This is a genomic window from Streptomyces sp. NBC_01237 (assembly GCF_035917275.1).
Taxonomy (GTDB): Bacteria; Actinomycetota; Actinomycetes; order Streptomycetales; family Streptomycetaceae; genus Streptomyces.
In genome coordinates, this window is the sequence record NZ_CP108508.1 from 1,428,545 (window position 1) to 1,449,644 (window position 21,100).

5 protein-coding genes are annotated in these 21,100 nt (G+C 71.0%); all 5 read right to left on the bottom strand.

Going from position 1 to position 21,100, the window contains the following annotated elements:
* Positions 1 to 15: 15 nt before the first annotated feature.
* The 5 genes from OG251_RS06360 to OG251_RS06380 are packed head-to-tail and all read right to left on the bottom strand — an operon-like array spanning position 16 to position 21,098.
* Entirely contained in the window at positions 16 to 17,493 is a 17,478-nt protein-coding gene (locus tag OG251_RS06360; RefSeq protein WP_326676239.1) for a glycosyltransferase, read from the bottom strand.
* 33 nt (positions 17,494 to 17,526) lie between these two features.
* Complete coding sequence (locus tag OG251_RS06365) at positions 17,527 to 17,838, bottom strand: hypothetical protein (RefSeq protein WP_326676240.1); 312 nt, start codon at positions 17,836 to 17,838, stop codon at positions 17,527 to 17,529.
* On the bottom strand, positions 17,831 to 18,289 hold the full coding sequence (locus OG251_RS06370) for a YbaB/EbfC family nucleoid-associated protein (RefSeq protein ID WP_326676241.1): 459 nt from the start codon (positions 18,287 to 18,289) through the stop codon (positions 17,831 to 17,833). The genes OG251_RS06365 and OG251_RS06370 overlap by 8 nt, the downstream gene beginning before the upstream one ends.
* Entirely contained in the window at positions 18,289 to 18,936 is a 648-nt protein-coding gene (locus tag OG251_RS06375) for a type VII secretion system-associated protein (RefSeq protein ID WP_326676242.1), read from the bottom strand. Before OG251_RS06375 ends, OG251_RS06370 begins: the two co-directional genes overlap by 1 nt.
* Complete coding sequence (locus OG251_RS06380; RefSeq protein ID WP_326676243.1) at positions 18,933 to 21,098, bottom strand: hypothetical protein; 2,166 nt, start codon at positions 21,096 to 21,098, stop codon at positions 18,933 to 18,935. Before OG251_RS06380 ends, OG251_RS06375 begins: the two co-directional genes overlap by 4 nt.
* Positions 21,099 to 21,100 lie beyond the last annotated feature (2 nt).

The window sequence follows — 21,100 nt, forward strand, 5'->3', positions numbered from 1 at the left end:
ACACATGACGACCTGTCACCTTTCGTAACCCTGGTTCTCGCTCTCCGCTGTCAGCCACTCGATGGCCTCGTGGAAATGCCTGCCCTGGCCCTGGAACCGGCCGTACTCGCCCCGTTGGAGGTTCCTCACCCCGAACTCGGCCTCCAGGTGCTCGTTGAGCACCTGGAGCATGGGGAACGGCCCCGAGGAGGCCGGGCCCGCCAGCTTCATCTCGTCCGCTTCCTCAAGTCCGCGGATCTTGTCGGCGACCTTCACGATCAGCCGCTCGATGAACGCCGACTCCCGCTGCGCGGAGATGAAGTGGTTGCCGTAGCCGCCGGTGTCGAGCAGGTGATCGACCACGGCGCGAACCTGCTGCGCGGTCGGCGGCCCGGTCGGCGGCACATAGGCGACACCTTCCAGCTCCGCCTTCCGCTCCAGTGTGAGATTCAGACCCGCCACGTCACGGATGAGCGGGCCGAACACGGGCAGGTCGTTCTGCCGGAGCCCCGGGGTGTTCCCGGCGTCGGCGAGGTCGATCGTCCCGGGGCCCAGGTCCACATCGGCGTACACCCCGCCGTGCGTCCTGAGGATGCTGTAGCGGGCGAGGTCGGAGGCGAACGGGTACGCGCCGCCCGCACTGGCCACGGCGAAGGAGTCCGCCAGGCGCGGGTCGATGACGGTATCGATCTGCATCCGCGTCAGCCCCGTCGTGGTCCGGATCCTGAGCAGGGTGGTCCGGCTCAGCTTCGTGTTGCCGTCCGTCCACAGGTTGGTGTTCCAACCGGCGCTGCGAGCCGCGCGGACCCACGCGAAGATGTTGGTGAGCGCGGCCGTGGGCATGTCGCCGCCGAGCCAGACGAAATGGATCTCGCGCGGAACGGGGGGAGCCGGCGGGGCATCCGTCGCGAGCGCGTCGAACTGAACGCGCAGATTCTCCAGATAGCCCGGCGGGACGTCCGACGCCCCCAACCGGTCCAGGAGCAGGTGCACGGCGTCGTAGTCGCCCCGCGCGAGCGAGGTGAAGACGTACTTGCGTACCGATTCCTCGTCGTCGGCGCGCAGGAGCTGCGGGGCCACGCCGTCCTCCCGGTAGGAGATGTCCAGTGACGGTTCGGGCGCCGGCTCGGCGGCCGCGTCGTGGTCCGGCTGCGGAGGTACGGGCGCCGTCTGCTCGGTCTGCGTCCCGCCCGGCGCCTGGTCGTCGGACGTCGTCTGCGCCTCCCCCTGCTCCGTGCTGCTCTGCGGGGCGGTGTTGAGGGCTTCGAAGATCATGTCCGAGTACGTGGGAGCGGGCTGGTCGGCCCGCTTCGGGACGGGTGCCACGGCGGGGCCGGATTCGAGGGCCTCCCCCGCCGTGATCCACCGGCCGCGGTGGTGGGTGACCGGGTCCGCGAGCAGACCCAGGACTCCGGTGGCACCTTCGGCCCCGGTCGCCGGGCGCGCGTGACCGACCTCGACGTCGGGGGCGTACCAGAGACGTCCGGGCAGGGCGTGTGCCGCGTCGCTCGCGATGCTCCCGCCGTCGGTGGGCCGGGGCTTTCCGGTGTCGCAGGCGACCAGCACGACCGGAGCCGGGGGCTGCGCGGGGTCCCTCAGTGTCTCCATGAAACGCGCGAACTGGGCGCCGTCGACCTCCAGCGGTTTTTCGCCCACCACATGGAGTTCGATGCCGTTCACGGTGGCGTGCGCGTCGAAGAACAGCGGCGTGAGGGGATTCGGCGCCTCCTTCGTCGGCGCGCCGGTCTGCCAGGGGACCTCTCCGCTCGGGGAGGCTTCGTCGGTGTGGGGGACGTACGTCCCGTCGTCCGCGGTGCGGTAGTGCGCGAACAGGTTCTCGTCCGAGCGGTACGTGGCGTAGAAGTCCTTGCGCGGAGCCCAGTCCTGCGGGGTGTGCGAGGCGAAACCCAGTGTCCTGCCGTCGGCACCACGGATCAGCTGGAGTCCCTCGTGGACCTGGCCGTAGGTGACCCTGCGCCCGTCCCTGCCCGTGAGCACGGCGTCCGGCGTCGGGCTGGCGACGGTCCGTGCGAGCAGCGATTCGGCCGAGGGCGAGGAGAGGGGCGGGTGCGTGGCGGAGAGCCCGTCGCCTGCCGAGAGGGTGACCGGGCTGTTGGTGAGGAACCCCGGCGCTCCGGAGAAGGAGCCCCCGCCGCCGCTGCCTCTGCCTCCGCCGCCCGTGGGATTGCCCCGGAGCGTGCCGGCGATTTTCTTCAGCTTCTCCCGCACCGTGGCGGTGCGCTCGACGGGCGGCGGTGCAGGATCAGTGTCGTCCGAGCCGGCCAGGGACGCCGTTTCCTGGTTCGCGCTCTCCGCGGTCACCCAGGTCAGATCGATCCAGGTGTCCCGGGCCGCGTCCGTGGGGCTGAATCTGCGTGATCCCCTCATGGTGGTCGTCGGCCGGGAGGGGTTCTCCCTCACCCACTTGCGGTTGTAGTCGTTCATCTTCGTGTCGATGAACACCGGCCCGGTGATGCTGGCCACGTCCCGCCTCTTGATCTCCCCTTCCTTCACCGCCCGTTGTTCCGGCGACAGGGCTCCCAGGTCCACGAGGTTCTTGAGCAGGTATTTGAGGAAGCGGTTCCGCGGGTGGGCGGCGATCAGAGCGTTGTTGAACTCCCCCGTGGCGTAGCAGTCCACGGCCGCGGCGCGGATGTTCTCCGGGGTCAGCGGCTGTTCCGGCTCCCCTGTCGCAGCGGGGCCGATATGCCTGCGCACGCTGCTCTCGTCCCTCAAGCGGGGCCCGAACATGGGCAGGGCATCGTCGACGGGCATCCGCACGCCGTCAGGCGGCAGGTCGACCCCGCCGGGCGCCAGGTCGACGTCCAGGTACACACCGCCCTGCTCGTAGAGGATGGCGTACCGGGCGGCGTCCGAGGCCATCGCGAAGCTCCTGTGCTTCTGACCTTCTCCGTAGAGGACCCGCGCCTTCGACAGCGGGTCCTTGGTGAGCGCGTTGTGCCACTTCTTCTCGAACAGTGAGTCGATGGGAGCGTTCACGACCGATTCGCCCTGCGCGAGCCTGTCCAGGAATCGGCGGTTGTTGGCCGCGCCGTTCTCGTCGGTCCAGATCCTCATCTCCCAGCCGGACTCCCGGGCCTTGACCGCCCAGGTCCGCAGGTTCGTCTGCGCGGCGGGCGTCATCGCCGCGCCCATCCAGATGAAGTTGAGCTTCTTGGGAATGGGCAGGGCCTCGCCCGTGCCGCCGCCCAGGCGCAGCACGCCGGGGTCGGACGGCGGCTGATCTTCGGACGGGGTGTTGAGCAGGAGTTTGTCCGCGCCGTGCTGGGCATTCGGGGTGTCGGTGGGGTTCGGGGAGAGCACGCTCTCCTTCACCTCATGATCCGGACGTATGAGCCCGTCCCCCGCGTCGGCCGGCCCGCCCGCGGTCACCCATTGGCCCCGTCGTTGCGTGGCGGGGTCCGCCAGCAGCGCCAGCACACCCGTGGCTCCGTTCTCCCCCGTCGCGCTCGCCTTCGACGCATGGCCGACCGGGACATCGGGTGCGTACCAGCGCCGTCCGGGCACGGCCTTTACCGCGTCCGCGAGGACGCTTCCGCCGTCCGCCGCCCGGGGACCGGCGGTCTCGCAGGCGACCAGCACCACCGGGGCGGGGGGCTGCGACGGGTCCCTCAACGTCTCCATGAAGCGCGCGAACTGGGCGCCGTCGACGACCAGCGGAAGCTCGCCGCGGATCTGGAGCTTGACCCCGTCGCGGGAACCGTGCGCGTCGAAGAAGAGCGGCTTCGGGGCCTTCTGCCCGGGAGGCGCGCTCGTGTCGGAGTGCCACGGAACGGTACGGGGTGACGATTCGTCGTCGGCCACCGGGGCGAACTTTCCGCCGTCCGTCTTCCGGTAGGTCGCGAAGGACGTCTCCTCCGCCCGGTACTTGGCGTAGAAGTCCTTGCGGGGGGCCCAGTCCGTGTCGCTGTGCGACGCGTACCCGATGGTGTTCCCGGAGGCGTCGCGGATCGTCCGCAGGCTCTCGTGGACACGCTCGTACGAAACCGTCCTGCCGTCCTTGCCGACGAGCTCGCCCTTCGGCTTCCCGCCCTGCACGGGGCGCTCCGACGACGCGTCGATGCCGGTCAGCAGCGTGCCCTCGTTCGGCAGCAGAGCCGGACGCGACCTGAACGTTCCGCTCCCCCACCGGCTCGGGTGTCTGACCGTGTCGGCCAGGCGCCCGATGAGGGTTCCCTGCCGGGACGGCGCGGACGTCGTCCCGGGGACTTCCAGGTTCTCGCTCTCGGCCGTCAGCCAGTCCAGCCGCGTCCAGTCCTCCCAGTCGGATGCCCGGATGCGGAATTGGGAGGGCGGCCGCCGGAAGGTGTATGTCGTCTCGTCCGCGCTCCGGAGGGACTTGGTGTGCTCGTCGAGCTGCCGCGAGAGGAAACCCGGACCGGTGCTCCCGGCCACGTTCTTCGACTTCATGGCCGCTTTGAGTACGCCGCGGACGTATTCGTCCTTGCCCTTGATGTCCGGCAGGGCGTCCAGGACCCGTTTCATGAAAGGACTCTCGGGATGAGCGACGATGAACTGATTCCCGAACAGACCCTGTTCGTACGCCGCGGCGGCGGCTTCCTGAAGGCGGTCCGCCACGGGGGCGTTCTCGTCGAGTCCGAGTACCTTTCGCGCGCTGGCCATGTTCTGCAGCATCGGCCCGAACATCGGCAGGGTGTCGTCGCCCTTCGGCAGCAGGATGCCCTCGGGGCGCAGCATCACGGCTCCGGGGCCCAGGTCCACATCGAGGTACACCCCGCCGTGCTTGTAGAGGAGGGCGTATCTGGCGACGTCGGAAGCCATCGCGAGGCTGTCCTTCTTCAGCGCGGCCTCGTGCAGGGCGAACGCCTTGGCCGGTACCCGCTCCCCGCCGAAATTCTTGTCCTTGGCGAACAGGTCCTTGACCGACCTGTGCTGGACGGTCGCGGAGTCCGCGAAGTCCTTGAGGAATTCCTTGTTGTTCTTCCGTCCGTCTTCGTCCGTCCAGATCGAGAGTTTCCAATCGGCCTCCCGCGCCTTGTCCGCCCAGGCCTGGAGATTGCCGCGGGCGGCCTCTTTCAGCTCGCCGCCCAGCCAGACGAAATTGAGCTCCTTGGGTACCGCGGTGGACGTTTCGCTGCCGGAGCCCACGTAGTAGGTGGGACCGGTGGGAGCCGTGGCGGGGAGCGCGGCGGGCTCGACGCTCTCGGTCAGGACCGATGCGGTGTGCTGCTGCGTGATCTCCGCGTCGGCGTTGAGCAGCAGGTCCGGTGCCGCGACCGGTACGGCGGCCCGGTACCGGTCGTCGGCGAGGTGCAGCACGACACCCGACCGCGTGTTCCCGGCCGCGTCCGTCACCGGTGCGGCGAACGTCAGATGGCTCAGGTCCGGCTGGACCACCGTCACGGGAACGCCGAGCACCCGGGCCGCGAGCAGTGCCGCCAGGTCGCCCGCGGAGTGGTTCCAGCCGGTGTCCTTGCGGTCACCGATCTGCCCGTCGCCCGGCCGCAGCAGTGTCGTACGGGCAAGCTCCAGGCGCTGTACGGGGGTCAGCCGGGCGGCCACGGTGTCCGGGAGGCGTCCGCGCGAGTCGGCGTGCTCGGCGGCTTCCGCCGCGCCGAGCACGATGGCCGCGTCGGCCAGTTCCTGTGCGGTGAACCGCTCCTGGGGGTCGATCGCGAGGAATTCCGCGAGTTCCTCGCCGTCCTCCATCAGCCGGTCGGCCAGCCGTTGCCTCAGATGCCCGACGTCCTCGGCGGAGAGACTCCTGCCCGGTCCGTGGAGGCCCAGCTCGGCGAGGAGCCGGGGATGCGCGCGGCCGACGGCGTCGAGGAGGGAGCGGTGGAAACTCGTCCCGGTGTCGAGGTGGGCGGGCCCGGTGGAGGGCGGCTCCACGAGCTGGAGGACGCGGCCGTCCGGTGCCTTCAGACCGGTCGGCCGGCCCTGCGTGTCCTCCCCCTGGGCGACGTAGGGCTCGGGGGCGGACTTCACGGCGGACGGACGGACGTAGCCCTCGGGTTCCGGTGCGGGGTGCCAGGGCCTCACGCCCCGTGTCCCGGTGGCGCTTCCTTCCGTCCGCGGGCCCCGGACTCCGCGGGTGGACGCGTCCACCGCGTCGAAGTTCGCCTGGACGACCGCGAGTTCACGGAAGTCGGCCGTCAGCCGGGTGACCGCCCGGTCGTAGGCCGACCCGGCGTCCCGTGCCGCGTCGAGGTGCTTGCGGGCCTCTTCCTCGGTCCGTGACTTCCCGGCCCGCCGCTCGTGCATCGCGACGGTGTCGCGGTCGGCCTGCGGGGCGGCCCGCACGGCCTCCAGCGACGACCGGTAGGCGGCGTCCGCCGCCCGCAGGCGCTGCGCCCAGCCCGCCGCCTTGATCTGTTCGCGGCGTACGGCGTCCGTGTCCGACAGCGGTCCGGCGTCGTCGAGCCAGACCCCCGTGCGGGCGAGGACGTCCTCCCTCGGGACGAGGCCCGGCAGTTGGGTGAGGCCGGTCGTGGCCGGGCCGTCGAGCGATGCCGGGCCGTCGAGCGATGCCGGGCCCTCCTGGGACGCCTGGCCTCCGAGGGACTCCAGTGCCGCCAGGACTTCGGTGAGCGGCGGGTAGCCGACGGCGGCGACCGGGGTCTCGACCGCCTCGACGGCGGGCGGCTCGCTCCAGGGGACCGGCGGCGTGCCGGTGGGGCGGGCACCGGTGACCGTGTAGTGGTCGACGGCCTTCCAGGCGGCCTCGGAGGCTCCCGCGAGGTGCCGCTCGGCGGTCGCGAGGACACGGCGCTGGTTGGCGAGGTCCTGCTGGGCTTCGGCGTACCGCGACCGTGCCGTGGCGAGCCGCTGCCGCGCCGCCGTCACGTCCGGGCCGGGAGGAGCCGGCGTCTCCAGAAGGCGCCGCAGCTCCGTGTGGAGCGCGGAGACCTCGCTGCCGAGTGCGCGCAGGCGCCGCTCGGTGCCCTCCGCCTCCGTGGCGGCCTCGGTGTACTTCTTGGTCTGCTCCTTGACGATGTCGGCGGCGGCCTCGACCTCGGGCGGCAGCAGTCCGTGCTCCCGCGCGACGTCGAACGACACCCACATCGTCACTCCGTCCTGCACCGTGTGCTCGACGGTGACCGGCGGCCTGGATCCGGGCCTGAGCGCCGGCGGGACGACGGGCAGGTCCGCGATGCGGTGCGACGCCTTCGCGGTCTGCAGTACGTGCAGGGGCGCCTGGATGAGCACCGCGCCACCGGCGAACGGCTTGAGCGTGGTCAGCGCGGAGGTCCGGCGGTCGGCGGCGCCGCCCGACGCGTCGGAGTCCGTCCAGCCCGGGACGGCGGCCGTGGACTGGACCAGGGGCTGTGTCTCGAAGGCCGGTCCCGCGGTCATCGCCGGTGCGTGCGATTCGGTGATGTCACCCGTGTAGGTGTCGTTGTCCATGGTCCGCCGGCTGCCGCCGAGCCCCGCGCCCGGGTCCACCGCCAGCAGCCGGGCCCGCGACAGATCGACGTCGGCGGAGATCTTCAGCGTCGCGTCCGTCCCGCCGATCGTCGATGTGGTGTCGTGCAGCGTGACGGTCAGGCCGTCGCGGACCATCTGCGGAAGGTAGGCGCTCAGCACATCGGTGCTGATGCCGCCCTTCAGCACCTCACCGGCGGCTGTACCGGGCCGCGTCAACACCGTCCGGCGCACATAGCGGCCGTTCCCGTCGGTGGGCATCACCGTCGCGGCGTCGGTCGTGGTGCCACGGCCCTTGACGGCGAGGTCGACGGCGTACGCCGCGGCGTCGCGGAGGACGGTGATACCGCCGACGGTGGTGACGACGACACTCTCCGGGCCGGTGGCGAACAGTTTCCGGCCCGCCTCGTTCCGCTGCCGGAGCGGCACGGCCTGCTGCTGGTCGGGGGGAAGCAGCATCGGGCGGGCGGGCTCCGGGGGCGTGCCGACCGCCTGCGACAGGGGCTGCTTCGGTTCCGTCCTGCGCTGTTCGGTCTGCTGCTGTTCGGTCTGTTGCTGTTCGGTCTGCTGCTGTTCGGCGGTCCGCTGTTCCGTGCTCTGCGGTCGGGCGAGGCTCAGCGGCAGCACCACCTCGGCATCACCGACGGGGTACGTGTGGCGCACCACGGTCCCGTCCGGCAACTCCAGCGTGAACGTGACGCTGAACCTCGTACGGCCGGTCACCACCGGCCCCTCGAAGGCCACCTGGGCGCTCACGGCGTCGGTGACCGCGTGGGCCAGGGAGGACGAGCGGGTGGACCCGACGCGGTCGTCGAGGGTGAAGCCACCGCTGCGCAGACCCGGGCGGTCCAAGACGGTGGGCACCTCTCCGAGCCGGTATCCGGCCTCGTACCCGCGCGCCAGCTTCTCCGTGACCGTCTCCCCCGTGGACGTGGGCCGGGCGATCGTGGGCTTCACGTCGTGGCGCAGCGCACCGGGGGTGAAGCCGTCCCGGGTCAGGGTCACGGTGAAACTGGCGTCCTTGGCCGGTCCGATCTTGTTCCGGGCCAGGCGCAGGGAGGTGCCGCCGTTCTCCATGCCCGACTGCAGGGCGCGGATGCCGGACGGCGACAGGGTGGTCATCTGCCGTGCCAGGCCGCCGAGCTGGTCGGCCAGCAGGCTCTTGGGCCCGAGCCAGCTCTTGTGCCGGGGCAGGGTCTCCAGCATGCGGTTCGTGAACTCATGGATCGCTCGCGACATATCGATGCGGCCGACCGTGAGCGTGGCGTGCGGGGCCGCCTCGACGGCGGTGTAGAGCTGCTGGGGCGGCGGAGCGGTGAGACCGTCGTCGAAGAGACCGGCCTTCCGCGCCTCGGCGAGCGGCATCCACACGAGCAGGCCGTCGGGGATCTCCACGACCCGGCCCTGGGGCGGCCGTCCGCGCATCGCCTCCATGGGTGCCCGGAGCAGACCGGACGGCTGGGAGCGGGCCGCGAGGTGCCAGGCCACATCGGCGCCGACCAGGACCATCGGGCCGGTGTACTGGACCGTGTGGGCGGGGTTCGCCGAGAAGGTCTCGGCCGTGGTCGCGGTGCTGGTGCGCTGGTAGGGCGATGCGGTGAGTCCGTAGGTGCCGGCGGTCTGGAGCGCGTCGGTGTGCTTGGCCCGGAAAGCCAGCAGGCCCGAGACCGTATGACTGCGGACATGGGCGACCGAGTGCCCCGCCCCGCCGGTGCCCGAGCCGACGTTGGACAGCGCGAGGTCGCTGGAGTCGACGACGGCGAGCACACGCGTCCCGCGCACCTGGGGCCAGGCGCTGACCGACGCGGTGATGTCGGTGACGGCCGTCCTTCCGAACAGGTCGCTGATGTGCTTGCCCGTCTGCGCCGCGTCGCTGAAGTCCGCTTCGTTGCGGCCGGAGGTGAACGCCTCGGTCAGCGCGCCGGAGGCGGGGGTCCCGTCGGTTCCGTAGATCCAGGAGTTGCCGGAGACGGCGGCGAGGAGTTCCTTGAGGTGGTGCAGCACGACCTCGGGGGAATTGACGCTCTGCACGGAGTGCAGCCCGTCGAAGAGGGCGTGGGGCGTCCAGTGATCCGTGGAGACCGGTTTCCCGGAGGAGAGCAGGTCGGCCAGAGCCGGATCCATCGGCACGGGCTCCGGCGCCAGGACTCTTTCCGGCCTGATGACGGGCAGGTCGGGGACGACGGACAGCGACGCGGGTACGGCGAGGGTGACACGGCCGGTGACGGGGGCCGGGGCCGTCCGTCCGCCGCCCTGCCCGGTGCCCAGGACGTCGACGCTCCCGGCGGCCTGCTTCACGAACCACCGGGTGCTGAGCAGCTCGCCGGTCATGGTCCGCGCGATCTGACGCGGCCGGGTGAAGCTGGTGGCCCGGGCCGTGAAGGCCAGGTCGTACGACCACAGGTGCTGCGACCCGGAACTGGTGATGCCGCCGTCCGGGGTCAGCGTAGGCCCGTACGTCATGCCGTAGGCGCTCTGCCTGCCGTACCGGTAGCCGATGCTCCCGGTACCGCCGAAGCCCTTGATCCCGGTCAGTCCGATGTCGACGCCGGCCGACCAGCCGTGGGTACGGGTGGTCGCGCTGTCCGCGCGGCGCGTGGAGAGGACGTTGTTCGCCAGGCCCAGATCGTGGTGCGTGCCGGCGAACTGACGGTTCGTCGCCTCGGCCCGCACGGTGAGCACGACATAGCGCTTGTTGACGGAGTCGAGCTGCTCCAGCTGGATGCGCAGTCCGGTGCTCGTCAGCCGGTCGAGGGAACCTTCCAGCACCGTACGGGAGAGTGCCTGGCGCAGCAGATGGGTGTTGCGTACCGCGTTGTTGTACTTCCGGTCGCTGCCGCCGCTCCGGTCGCCGGTGGCGTCGGTGTCCGGCCGGGAGGGAAGCACCAGGTCGGGGTAGGCGCGGTGCAGCCCGGCCTGGATGCGGTCGACCAGCACGTCCGTCAGGGAGACCCGGGACGGAGCTGTTTCCTGGGCGTGGGCCGCCGTGAGGTCCAGGACCGCGTGCAGGCCGAAGGTCGCCGGGTTCGACGGCGACAGATAGGCGGGGGCGGGCGGGGCCTCGGCGGCCGGGAGGGGGGAGGTGCCGTCGTCCCAGCCGGCCAGTCTGCGTGCGTCGGCCCGCGGCAACTGCACGGTGGCGGTGAGGAACGCGCCTTCCGCGTTCCCGGCGTTCCGGTCGGCGCCGGTCGTCCGGCCGGCCGGCTCGGGCGACTCCCAGACACCGCCCTGCCTGCGCAGTTCGATCCGGAAGCGGACGTCGTAGAGCCCCGAGTGGCCGCGGCTGTTGAGCGTCCGTACGGATTCGGCCGTGTTGCCGCTGTAACTGCTCTCCGCACGCTGGGTCGTCAGGGCGGCCGAACCCGCGACCTGGAGGCTCAGGGTGCCCACGGGCTGGAGCAGCGCGACCTGAGGGCCCGCGGAGATGCCGATCGAGGCGCCCTGGGTGTTCTTCTTCTCCGTGGTGGCGGTGGAGCGCTGCGCGTCGGCCTTCTTGACCTCGGTCTTGTCGGACGCCTGGAGCAGCGTCGCGTCGACCGGGACGAGCCGGAGCTCCACGGAGCCCAGGGACCGGTTGCCGAGACCGGCGAAGAGCGGGGCGCTGACCACCGTCTCGCCGGAACTCTGCGCGATCATGGTGCGCAGGCTCTCCTCGCCGAACAGATCGGCCAGTTGGCGACGGAGGAAGCTGCCGGGGGTCGCCTCGGGGAAGTTCACGAGTGCCCAGTCCAGCAGCCGGGTCTCCGTGGTGACGTTCAGCGGCGCGAGGAGGTGCGGGCGGGCGCCCGGCGCGAACGTGAAGGCCGTGGGCAGCCGGTCCGGGATCGCCGGGTCGGTGACGCTGTCCGGGACCCGCCAGGTGACACCGTCCTGGATGCGGTAGCCCCGCCGCGTGACGGTGCCGGGCTGCTGCTCCGTGGCCGCCTCACGGCCCTTGCTGTCCCAGACGCGCGAGGACTCGACGGCGATGTGCAGGTCGCTCACATGCAGATGGCTGCCGTCCTTGCCGACCGCGGTCACACTGCTCTGGGCGCGGCTCTCCTGGGTGTACGTGTAGCCGGCCTCCATGCGCCGACCGCCGAGGGACAGCGATCCCAACCCGCCGACGTTCCCCGCGGAGGGGCCGAGCGGGATCGCCACTCCGAAAGCACGCGACGTGCCGAGGGACTTGGTCTCCGTCGCGCCGGGGCGCGTGCGGAGTTCGGTCTCGATCTTGACGGGGGCGTCGGTGGCCTTCGCACCGGTCTTCGTCCTGTCCGACGTCGACCCGTCGGTCTTCGACCCGTCGGTCTTCGACCCGTCGGCCTCGTCTTTGGCGGCTTCGGTGAGCTTGTCCTTGGCGGCTTCGTCCTTGGCGGTCGAGCTGCCCTCCACCGGGGCCAGGGACGACGGCTCGGCATGGCGGCGCCAGTTCCCGTAGCTCTCCAGCGAGAGGGAGATCTCCCGGTGGCCGCCGTCCACGGTCGGCAGGACGAAGGTCCGGGGGCTGAGCAGGGTGTGCGGGCTCTGGCTGAGCACGCGCCTCAGCTCTTCGAGCCCGTCGGGCCGCAGACGCCATCCCGTCGCGAGGGAATCGGCCAGCGCGTCGACACCTCTGACGGTGATCCGCCCGTGGCCCTGGCCCCGCAGCGACTTCGGCAGCATCGCGTTGTCGTCGTACGTGACGAACCCGTCGGTCTGCTCCCGCGTGAGGGGAGCGACGTCGCTCTCCAGCAGCGGGGCGGCGAAGGCCGCCTTCACCACCTTCTCGCCCGGGTTCCCGATCCGGCGGTACACCTCGTCCCGGAGGGCCTCCTCGCTCGTCAGGTCCGGACGATCGCGGCGCGCCCGGTACATCCGCTGCTCGTACTCGTCCGCCGCGAGCGCGTCCAGAGCCTTGTCGCGGGCCGTGGGCCGCTGCCGCAGGCTCGACGCGTCCGCCCGTGAGGGGCCGCCACCGGGACCTCCCGGCGGCTCCTCGTTCTCCTCGCCCTTCACCGGGATCTCGGAGTCCTCGGGGACGGAGGCCACGGAGTCGGCGTCATCGTCATCGGCCTTGGACTCGGACTCGTTCTTCGGCTCGGACTCGTCCCTGGACTCGGACTCGTTCTTCGGCTCGTCCTTGGAGTCGGACGTGTCATCGGCCTTGAGTGCGTGGTCATTGTCCGGTTCGGATTCCGAGTTGGTCCTCGTATCGGTCAGGGACCGTGTGTCGTCCTCGGTCAGGGACCGTGTGTCGTCCTCGCTCTGGGTACGTATGCGGCGGCCGTTCGGCGACGGCAGGTCGTCCCGGTCCCGTGTGTGGAGGCTGTCCCCGTCCTTCCCTCCGGACTCCGACGAGTCGTCCCGCTGCCGCGGAGTCTCCATCAGCTGCTCGCCCGGCTGCACCGGAGCACGCCTGTCCTGTTCGGAGCCGGTCGGCCGCGGAGTCTTCGCGGAGCTGTCGGACTCCCCCTCGACGTTCGTCCGGGCGGCGGGAGTGCGTACGGTCGTCGACGGCCCGGCCTTGGACGAGCCCTCGCCGTCCGTGAGGTCCGTGTCGCGGACGTCCTTGCTCTTCTCCGACACGGAGTCGTCCGTCTTGGGACCGCCGGACGTGCGGTCGGTCGTGCGATCGGCCGTGGCCAGGTTCCGCAGCCGTTCCACCAGCGAGCGGGCGTCGTGGGCCGCCTGCCGGCGTATCTCGTCGGGCAGTTTGCCCAGGGATCGGTCGATACGCCCGTCGAGGTCCCGCAGTCGGTCCGGCGCGCGGAGCTCCTGCTCCAGGCGCTCCTGTCCTTCGCGCCGCAGCTCCGCCGTCTCCGCGTCGTAGCTGTCGAGGATCCGGTCGGTCGACCGGTGGTCGCCCGCCGCCTCGTCCAGCCGCTTCTGCCACTCGGCTCGGCGTTCGGGGCTGCGCTCCGCCCCGGCGGGATCGGCGTCGGACAGGGCCTTCAGCCGGCGGTCGCGCTCCAGCTGTGCCATCCGGTCGAACTGCTCCTGCTCGACGGTCCGCCTCGCCCCGTCGTCCTCGGCGTTCGCGCGCCGGTCCTCCCACTGCTGCCGCTCCTCGCGCGACAGACCCGTGCCGTCCATTCCCTCGCGCAGCCGGTCGAGCCGTTCCTCCAGGAGCCGGTCGTTCTCCGCCGCGGCGTCCTCGGAACGGTCCCGGTCCGGGGTGCCGTCGCCGTCGGGGCCGTCCTGCGGCGGGGGCGGCGGCTGCTCGGAGTCCTGCTGGTGTCCGCCCTCGCGCAGGGCGTCAAGCCGTGCCCGGAAGGAGGCCAGTTCGGCCTCTCTGCCCAGGGTGGCCGTACGGCGTTCGTACTGTGCGTCGAGGTCGTCGCTCCGCGTCTGTCCCTCGAACCGGCTTTTCCAGTCGGCCAGTTCCCTCTCGGACGCCCCGAGATCGCGCAGGGTCGCGAGCCGTCGTGATGCCGTCAGCTCGGCGTCGTAGTCGGCCTGGATCCTGTCGAGGTCCTCGGGGGTCGCCGCCTGCTCCCGGCGGTCCTCCCATGCGAGGAACCGCTCGCGGTCCATGCCCGCTTCTTCCGCGTCGGCCCGCCTGTTGTCGGCCAACTGCTCGCGGAGCACCTCGGGGCTGCTGTCGGCGCGGGTGCCCAGTTCGGACCCGAGGGTGCCGAGCCGGTTCTCGAACTCGTCCAGCAGCTGGGTCGTCCGACGGGGATCGCTGCCGAGGGCCGACTGCTCGATGTCCAGGGCATGGCGCAGCCACTCGGTGCGGCGCATGCCCAACTGCGCGGCCCGCAGCTCGTATCCGCCGTCCACATGACCGCGCAACTGCCGCAGGCGCTCACCGAGACCGTGCACGGCCACGAGGTCGCCCAGTTCCCGCAGGCCGTCGGCGGCGTCGGCGTGCCTGCCCGCCCGGACGTCGGCCCTGATGCTCTCGCTCAGCCGCTGCCGCGTCTCCCTGTCGACGCCGACCCGGCGGGCATCGGCCAGCAGGGCGTCGGCCTCCCGGTCCACGTCCCTGGTCAGTCTGCGCTGTTCGGTGGGCGTCGGTCCGTCGGGGACGTCGGGCAGCTGGTCCAGCCGGTTCACCGGGCCGTCGCCGGTGCCGCCCAGTTCGTCCAGGCGCGTGATCAGCGCGTCGACGCCGCCGCCGTCGTCGTGCGGGTCGAAGCCGTCGGGGAAGGGCAGGTCGTCCTGCGTCTCCGTACGGAGAGGGTTCGACGAGTCCTCGGTGGCCGGTCCGTGCCCTTCGCTCTCGCTCTCGGTCCGCTCCGTCCCCGGCGGGCCCTCGGGAACGTCCGGGAACACGAGATCCGGTTCGTCCGCCGTGAAGAGCCGGCCGCCGGGCTCGTTCTGCGGGATGTCGGGGAACGTCAGGTCCGACCCGTCCGGGGAGGGCCCGGCGGGTGCCGGGTGCCGTGGCCCGCCGGGAGCGCTGCCGGCACCCTGCGCCGTGGACACGGTCGGCAGGGGGCGCGGCGGCGGGGTGCTGCCGCCCGCGCCGTTGTACGGGAGAGCGCCGCCGTGGGGGAGAGCGCCGTCGCCCTCGCCCGTCGTCGTCCCGTCGGTGCCGTCCTCCTCCAGGGCCGCGCGGTACTGCTCACGCAGTTCGTCGACCCGTGCGGGGCGGCCGAGGCCGCCGGAGTCGTCCGCCCGCAGCTTGGCCAGCCGTGCCGCCAGGTCGGAGTCCGAGTCGCCGGGGTTCTGCCGGTCCTTGAGCCGGTCCAGGCGCTCCTGGAGGCGATCGAGGTCGTCCGCGGTCCGCTTTCCCTGTCCGGAGTTGTCCGACCGGTCGGTGGACAGCCCGCCCTCGCCGTCGTCGGACGTCACCGGAGGATCGTTGCGTGGCACATCGGGCAGGTCCGCCAGGAGCTGCTCCAGTTCCGGCGTCAGTTTCTCGCCCGGCGGTGTCTCGGGTACGTCCGGAAGGTCTTCCAGGAGCCGGTCCACGTCCGTGGACCCATGCGTCACGGTCTCGGACGCCTGGTCCGGGGAGGGCGATGTCTCGGGTACGTCCGGGAGGCTGTTCAGCAGGAGGTCCAGCTCCGGCGCCACGGCCGGCGGTACGGGGGCGGGGGTGAAGGGATGCGCGGTCGAACGGTCCGTGGTGCTGGTGTTGTCGGTGCTGTTCGTGAAGCTCGTGTCGTTCGAGCTGGTGGCGAAGGCGGGGGCGGACGGGCCGGGCCCTTCGTACGCTCCGGCGTTCGTGTCGTCGTCGCCGGAGAACAGCGTACGGCTGTCCGAGAAGTCGTCCGTGTCCAGGTAGTACAGGCTGTCGCCGTCCGAGCCGTTGTCGTCGGTGCTGCGCAGCGAGGCGCTGTCCGAGCCGGACTCCGAGGACGAATCCGTGAGCGTGCGGTTGTCGGAGTCGTTCTTCGGGCCCGAACCGTCGCGCACCCCGGGGTTCGACTCGGTGGTCGGCCGGGGGGCGGTGGACGGCGGGGTGGGCGAGTCGGAGGAGAAGACCGGTGGGCGCGGCGGCGGCGCGGCCGGCGGGCCCTGGACCGCGTGGTGGAGGGTCTGGAAGCCATGGCCGATTCCCCGGCCCATGACGCCGCCCGCCGCGCCCGCGGCCGCTGTCCAGCCGCTGACCGTGAACTTGTGCTCGGGCCCGAAGATCAGGTTGTACATGCCCTCGGTGACCACTGCGTGGCCCGACTCGCCGGCGATCTCACCGACGAAGTTACCGATCCGGAAGCCGATGTTCCCTTCGATGTTCTTGCTGATGGTCTGGACGAAGGAGCCGGGCAGGTCGTGCGAGAGCGCACGCACTCCGCTCTCCCCCAGGTCCTTCACGTACGGCTTGAGCGCGTCGTCCAGCGAATGGGTCAGACCCTGCCAGTCGGCCTTGCCGCCCCAGTTCTTGACCAGTGCCTCGCCGTAGTCGCGGCCCAGGTTCCGGGCGGTCTCGTTGCCGAGGGAGTCCCCGAGGTTCTTCTCGAAGGCGTTCGCGAAGTCCTTGACGACCTCCCGGCCGACCGCGCCCGCGGCCGCCCCCCTGGCCCCGTCCGCCCCCACGTGGTTCAGGGATTCGTTGGTCCGGCCCATGATGTTGCCCAGGCGCTCGCCGAGCTTGCGGGCGGACTCCTCCGAGATCGCCTGGCCCGCGGCGCCCGCTCCGGCCCTGCCGGTCGCTCCGGCCGCGCCGTCACCAGCGGCACCCGCACCCTTGCCGAGGCCCGCACCCGCGCCACCGGCACCCTTGCCCAGACCACCCGCACCCGCGCCGCCCGCGCCCTTGCCGAGACCACCCGCACCCGCGCCACCGGCGCCCTTGCCGAGACCACCCGCACCCGCGCCACCGGCGCCCTTGCCCAGACCACCCGCACCCGCGCCACCGGCACTCTTACCCAGACCACCCGCGGCCTTGCCCGCACCGCCCGCGGCGCCGCCCGCTCCCTTGCCGCCCCCGGCCAGCCCCTTTCCCAGCACCTTCCCCGCGTCGTTGCCGAGGATCTTGCCGAGGCCCTTGCCGGTCAGATTGCCGAGCAGCTTGCCGAGCCCACCGCCGAGCAGCGCGAACGGCCCGCCCAGCGCGCCGCCGATGGCGGCGAACTTCGCGGCGTCAGCGGTGAAGTTCTTGTTCCACTCCGTGCGGTCGCCGCGGCCCATCTGGGTGAGCTGGAGGATGGAGTCGAGCAGCAGGCCGCCGACCAGACCGGTGATGGTCTGCATGATGATCTGGGTCAGCAGGAACTTGAGGATCAGCATCGCCATGGCACGGAACGCGGCGATCGCGGCGGCCGCCCAGATCTCGGACAGCCCGGCGGTCACCGGCATCAGGGCCTGGGCCAGGGCTATCTGCACGACGAGCAGGGCGAGTTGGCCGAAGATCATCCACTTGGTGTACTCGATGTCGGCGGCCGTCTTGTGCGCGTTCTTCGACAGCTTGAGCGCGTCCTCGTAGGCACGTTCGAGAATGCTCTCGTTGCCGTTCGTCCTCTCGACGAACTGCCGGGCGTACGCCACGAACCTGGTCGCGGTCTCACCCTCGAAGTCCTCGTCGACGCGGCCGACGACCTGCCGCAGAAGTTCCTCCACCTCACGGAACTTCTCGGCCATCTGGCGATACTCGTCACTGACCACCCGCAGGGTGTCCTCGTTCGCCTGCGGGAAGGGCATGCCGGTCAGCGTCTTGAGGAGTTTCCCCCACCCCTCGGAGACCTCAATCGCCATTGTGTGGTTCCGCGTCTTCGGAGTTCGGCCGGCTCAGCCGGCGGCGATGTGGTTGGCGTCGTTCTCGGCGTCGTTCAGGATGACCGACGCCTTGTTGCCCTTGATACCGACCATTTCGAGCAGATCGGAGAGACCTTCGAGGCCGTACGTGAGTCCCTTGCCCGTCGAGTCGACGAACTTGTGGTACTCCTTCGCGTACACGTCGTCCCTGCCGCCCGCGGTCCTGTTCTCCACATTGATGCGGTCGTTGAGGACTCCGAGTTCACCGACGATCCGCGAGATCTCGCCGAACTGGGTGAACCTCCGCGGCAGGTCCTCGGGAACGCTGAGGGTCCCGTCAGCCATAGAACTCGTCCTCCTCGCCGCGGTTCCCGGTCTTCCCGCGGTCGTCCCCCAGCACCGTCTCGGTCAGGCCGCCGGGCTGCATCTCACGCAACGGAGCGAGCAGGTCGTCGAGCTGACCACCGCCGAAGAGTCCGCTCGCCAGGTCCTCCTGGCTTCCCATCAGCGGCCGTACCGAGCCACTGACCTTGGAATTCATCTCCAGGCGCGCCGCGTTGACCGTGGACTTCAGTACCTCGGCGAGCTGGGCGCCGGGCATCGTGCGGTAGCCCTCGGTGTGGAACTTGAAGGACAGGATCTCGCCGTGGGCGTTGACCGAGGCGGTCACCATCCGGTCCTTGGACGTCGCCGAGGCGGATGCCCTGGCCAGTTCCTCCTGGACCTGCTGGATCTTCTTCGTCTGCTCCGCGAGGCCGGCCATGGCCTCCGCGAGCTGTTCCTGGAACGACACCATCAGTCCTGCTCCTCCTTGCCTTCCGCCGCGGCCGCCGCCGCTTCCAGTACGTCGACTGCGCGGGACAGGTCCTCGGCGGACAGCCGCAGAGCCACGGGGCCCGTCGGGTTGAGGTACATGTCCTGGCCTTCGGGTACGAGGGCGAACGCCTCGGACACCGACAGCACCCGGTGGGCGAGCGCACCGGCCCGCTCCAGATGGACGGGCGAGGTGAAGACGGGCACCACCGGGTCACCGTCCGGGGTGCAGGCGCTGACCGCGCCGCCGCCGGGCGCGACCAGGACGGCCAGCTCCGCGCTGACCACGGCCAGGGCGACGTTCTCGACCGGGCCGTAACCGGTGGCCGCGAGCTGCATGGCGGCATCCACCTCGTCGGCGGGCTCGGGCCAGCCGAGCATGCCGGGCGAGGGCCGGTAGTCGGCGTTCCGCTGCCACTCGACGATCTCGCCGTCGGCGTCCGAACGCCACTGCCCGATCACCGCCCACAGCGGGGGTTCGCCGTCACCGCGCCACGCCGGGTCCACCGTGCCGAACCAGTGGTCGGGTGCGGTGCGCGCCGCCGCACGGATGTCGTCGGGCACCGGCGGCATGGCGGAATCCGCGCCCGCCGCCGTCGCCCCACCGGTGTCTGCCCCTGCGGAACTCATCGTCCGATCACGCCCGTTCCGGCATCGGGCTCGGTGCCCCACACCTCTTCGTCCTCCGAGAGCCATACGTTGCGCTGCCGGTCGCCGCCGTTGCCCCCGCCGCCCGGGGCGCCGCCACCGCCCATGCCCATCGGCGGCATGAAGGGCATGCCGCTCCCCGTCCCGCCGCCCGCTCCGCCCCGTCCGAGGGCGCCGAGCGACTGGGTGGACACGTTGCCCTGTACCGGCGGGACGGCCGGGGTCGCGGGCAGCCCCATCGCGGCCCGGGCCCGGTTGCTGAGCCCGGACACCACCGAGGTCGGCTCACGGTTCGCGTTGCCGTTGCCACTGCCGTCGAACAGCTTGCGGAGGTTCTCGGAGGCGCCCTTCGAACCCCCGAAGAGGTCGCCGCTCGACGTGTACGGACGACGCTGACCGTTCAGCAGATCGTCGAGCGACTTGGGGGTGCGGGTCTTCAGGTTGTTGCTGCTCTCGGTGATGTGCTTGCCCTGCGGGTCGGTGATGGTGCCGTCGGCGTTGATCCGGGAACCCGGCGGAACGCTGAGCTTCCCGCCGTACATGTTGGTCAGGGGCTTGCCGTCCGCGCCGATCAGGTTTCCCTGAGCGTCCACCCTGGTGCCCTTGGGGACGATGACATTGCCCTCGGCGTCGACCCCGAAGCCCCGTATCGAGTCCCCGGAAGTGGAGCCGCTCGGAAGCGTCGGTGGCTTCGGGCCGCCCGTCGAGGGTGAAATGATCTTACCGCCGGGGCCGATGGTGGAGCCGGGCGGCACGATCAGGGGCTTGCCGTCCGCACCGAGGACCGGTTTGCCCTTGGCGTCGGTGACGGCACCGGTCTTGGGGTCGATACGCGATCCGGCCGGGACCGTCAGGGACCCGCCGGAGCCCGTGCCGGAGGTACCGCCGCTGGATCCCGTGACCGGCGGCGGGACGAGGCCGAGGTTGCCGGTCTTGGGGAGGTTGGTCCCGGAAGTGCCCCCGCTCGGCCCGGTCACCGGAGGCGGGCCGCCGAGGCCCAGATCGCCGCCGCCCGCACCGCCGCCGCCGTCACCGCCCGCGCCATCACCGCCGGCGCCGCCGCCGAGCATCTCCTTGAACTTGTTGAGGAAGTCGTCGGCACTGCCGGGACCGCCGTCACCGCCGCCCGTACCCGTGTCGCCGTAGAAGTCCTTCTGTTCCTCGGCCGTCAGCGAGATGGTGAACGTCGGCTTCACGATGGAGTTCGCGTCGGAGAACTTGCCGCTCGCCGTGTCGTAGGCCGTCGCCAGGTCGAGCATCGTCTGCGCGGACTTCTCGTCGAGCTCGGTCCTGACACCGTCGAGCCAGCTCGCCTTCGCCTCGCGCTCGATGCCCTCCCAGTCAGGACCACTCTTCGTCGCGTCATGGTCCGATTTGGGGTTCTGGGTGATCATCACCTTCAGGAACTGCGCGTTCAGGTGGGTGAACGCCATGGCGATGGACCCGGCTTCACGGTGCTCGACAGGGCTCGCCCCCACGGTCTCCCGCTTGTCGAACCAGTTCCAGGAGTTCTTCCTCAGCACGTCTATGGTGGTCGACAATTGCTCGCTCACCTTCACGAGATTGTCCTTGAGCGTGCCGCCCAGGTAAAAGGACTGGGTCTCCTGGAGCGAACGCTTCACCGCCAGCAGAACGGCTTCGAAGAGTTCGGCGGACTCCCCTTGCAGTTCCTCCGAGCCGTTCCCCACCTTTTCGGCCCACTCATTGAACTTGGCCGCCCAACCGCCCGTCCAGACTTCCATGCTGTTGAGGATCTCGGACGCTTTGCGCGACGACGCCGCATTGGCATCCTTGTTCGTCCCGGACACCACCGATCCAAAGATCGGGCCGGGCGCGCCGGTGAACTCCATCAGCGCCCCGGAGTCATTTCCGAAGTCGGCCCAGTTGTATCCGAACCCGAACATGAGCCATTGCTCGTTCGCCCTGGTCGGGAAAGCGAAGGCGTACCAGCCGTCCAGCCCCCACTCCTTCGCCTTGAGCTTCGGAGTGCCGCTGAACCACTGGCCGTTCACCTCTTTGGTGATCCACTTCTTGGCACCCGAGCCCGCCACCAGGTTCCGGTCCGGAAGCTTGGTGGTCCCGTCGTGAAACATGGCGAGGATGTCCTCCCACTTGGCCGGCATCCCGGGGGGCACCTCGACCATGG

Bases quoted from the DNA above. Each gene is read 5' to 3' on its own strand.
- OG251_RS06360 (WP_326676239.1), bottom strand. From the start codon at position 17,493: ATGGCGATTGAGGTCTCCGAGGGGTGGGGGAAACTCCTCAAGACGCTG.
- OG251_RS06365 (WP_326676240.1), bottom strand. From the start codon at position 17,838: ATGGCTGACGGGACCCTCAGCGTTCCCGAGGACCTGCCGCGGAGGTTC.
- OG251_RS06370 (WP_326676241.1), bottom strand. From the start codon at position 18,289: ATGGTGTCGTTCCAGGAACAGCTCGCGGAGGCCATGGCCGGCCTCGCG.
- OG251_RS06375 (WP_326676242.1), bottom strand. From the start codon at position 18,936: ATGAGTTCCGCAGGGGCAGACACCGGTGGGGCGACGGCGGCGGGCGCG.
- OG251_RS06380 (WP_326676243.1), bottom strand. From the start codon at position 21,098: ATGGTCGAGGTGCCCCCCGGGATGCCGGCCAAGTGGGAGGACATCCTC.